Source organism: Arthrobacter sp. Y3221087 (assembly GCF_059089905.1).
On sequence record NZ_JBNHFE010000021.1, the window covers coordinates 1 to 776 of the forward strand.

Below are 776 nucleotides of genomic sequence, written 5' to 3' on the forward strand. Positions count from 1 at the left end.
CTCATGCAAACAGAGGCAACCGCAGCGGCCCTGCCGGCAATGGAGCCGGGGCAGAAGTTCGTGCTCACACTCTCGTGTGCCGAGCAGGCCGGGATCGTGCAGGCCGTGACCACCTTCCTGTTCGAGCGGGGCTTCAACATTGACGAGCACCAGCAGTTCGATGACAGCCTGCGCCAGACCCTGCACCTGCGGACCGCGTTTTCCGGGTCCCCGGACCTGACCCCGGAGACGCTCACGGCCGAGTTCGGCCCGATCGCTGACCGGTTCGGGATGAAGTTCAGCTTCCATGACCAGACCCAGCAGCGGGTCCTGGTGATGGTCTCCAAGTTCGGGCACTGCCTCAACGACCTGATTTTCCGGTGGCGCGGCGGGACCCTGGGCGGGGACCTGGTGGCCGTGGTCTCCAACCACGAAACCCACCGGGCGATGGCCGAAGCGGCCGGGCTGCCCTTCATCTACCTTCCGGTCACCCCGGACACCAAGGCCGACGCCGAAGCCCGGCTGCTGGAACTGGTGGAGGAATACCGGGCGGACCTGGTGGTCCTGGCCCGCTACATGCAGGTCCTCTCCGATGACCTGTGCCGGGCCCTGGAAGGCCGCGCGATCAACATCCACCACTCCTTCCTGCCCGGGTTCAAGGGCGCCCGCCCCTACCACCAGGCCTACGACCGGGGCGTGAAACTCGTCGGCGCGACCGCGCACTACGTCACCGCGGACCTGGACGAGGGCCCGATCATCGAACAGGAAGTCATCCGCGTGGACCACACCTACGGCCC

1 protein-coding gene is annotated in these 776 nt (G+C 67.0%); it reads left to right on the plus strand.

Going from position 1 to position 776, the window contains the following annotated elements:
• Positions 1-3 precede the first annotated feature (3 nt).
• On the plus strand, positions 4-776 hold a 773-nt coding region (locus tag AC5RUO_RS19975; protein WP_494104443.1), incomplete at its 3' end, for a formyltetrahydrofolate deformylase.